We start from the raw sequence: 1,499 nt of genomic DNA, 5'->3' as shown, positions 1-1,499 counted from the left end.
TATATAACTACCATATTTTCTAAAACTATTGCTAAAGACTATCTCTAATTCTTTAGCATATTTGATAACCCAACGATTGATTGTGCTATGGTCTACTTTAACTCCTCGCTCTTTCATTAGTTCTTCTACATGTCTATAACTCAATGGATATGATAAATACCATCTGATTGCTTGAAGTATCAATAATTTGGTAAAGTGTCTACCTGTGAAATCTATCATTTGTATTTTGAAATAAAATCTGTGATAAAATTATACTATAAATTCATGCTACTAGCAGTTTGCGACAGAACCTGATAAATACCATCTGATTGCTTGAAGTATCAATAATTTGGTAAAGTGTCTACCTGTGAAATCTATCATTTGTATTTTGAAATAAAATCTGTGATAAAATTATACTATAAATTCATGCTACTAGCAGTTTGCGACAGAACCCATAGAACTGCCTAAAATACACCAACTAGAAGACCTTAAGGGGTTAAGAAACAAAGCCGATCATTTATATGAAAATATAAAAAATTCCTTCTTATTCCTGTTTAACATGAGAACAAATATGTAGATTTTATTTGCAAATAAAGTGGGTACGAGATAATCCTTATTTGCAATATTAGTGAGCACAAAAATCACTTTTGCAAATGAGCATGGCGTTTATGTTTACGAGCACGTACAGCTAGAGTTGCGATTGTAGCTTTAATTCACCGTTATGACAAAAGCCCTTCCTGTTTCAATTACTCTAGTAGTATGACCCTTGCCAGACTCATCATTTAATAATAAAACATCCCCTTGTTTAAAAAATTTTTTTTCACCTCCACTCACTTCAACTTCAAGCTCACCAGAGAGATAAATAATATACTGTTTACAAGAGGGATTATGCCAATCAATTTTATAGCCTTTATTAAACTCTTTAAAGATTAATTTATTTACATCTCTTGGTATTGAATAGGATCCTAAATCTTTAATATCTGTTGCTTCGAATTTTCTATCTTTAAAATAAGATAATCCATTTTTTTCATAAATTTCTGTATAATTCATTTTATAATCCCATACTTGATATTAGTATCTAACAGCAAAGTAAATAAGTTAAACGGTTAGTTTCATATATATTTATATCATATATTAGGTTCTATTACAACCGGCATTGTTTCTTACCACAGGGTAAACCAGCTATTACCGCCCAGTATCATATTTTGGGTTCTGTCGCAAACTGCTAGTAGCATGAATTTATAGTATAATTTTATCACAGATTTTATTTCAAAATACAAATGATAGATTTCACAGGTAGACACTTTACCAAATTATTGATACTTCAAGCAATCAGATGGTATTTATCATATCCATTGAGTTATAGACATGTAGAAGAACTAATGAAAGAGCGAGGAGTTAAAGTAGACCATAGCACAATCAATCGTTGGGTTATCAAATATGCTAAAGAATTAGAGATAGTCTTTAGCAATAGTTTTAGAAAATATGGTAGTTATATAAGTGGGAAGATGGATGAAACC

At 30.4% G+C, this 1,499-nt stretch carries 1 protein-coding gene and 2 pseudogenes; 1 reads left to right on the top strand and 2 read right to left on the bottom strand.

What is annotated here, in order from left to right; genetic code table 11:
* Together F3D62_RS12465 and F3D62_RS12460 are read right to left on the bottom strand one after the other, a co-directional pair.
* Positions 1–219: pseudogene (locus tag F3D62_RS12465) on the bottom strand (IS6 family transposase); the annotation flags it as partial.
* Between the two features lie 468 nt (positions 220–687).
* Entirely contained in the window at positions 688–1,029 is a 342-nt protein-coding gene (locus F3D62_RS12460) for a cupin domain-containing protein (protein WP_150468567.1), read from the bottom strand.
* 230 nt (positions 1,030–1,259) lie between these two features.
* Here F3D62_RS12460 and F3D62_RS12455 point away from each other — a divergent pair.
* Positions 1,260–1,499: pseudogene (locus tag F3D62_RS12455) on the top strand (IS6 family transposase); the annotation flags it as partial.

The sequence above is a fragment of the Francisella sp. SYW-9 genome, from assembly GCF_008711465.1.
GTDB lineage: Bacteria > Pseudomonadota > Gammaproteobacteria > Francisellales > Francisellaceae > Francisella.
The sequence above is the reverse complement of the archived record's forward strand: the minus strand, read 5'-3'. Positions and strand labels throughout refer to the sequence as shown.

What these genes read in the sequence shown, in the direction of transcription:
- F3D62_RS12460 (WP_150468567.1), bottom strand. Translation starts at nt 1,029, where the DNA reads ATGAATTATACAGAAATTTATGAAAAAAATGGATTATCTTATTTTAAA.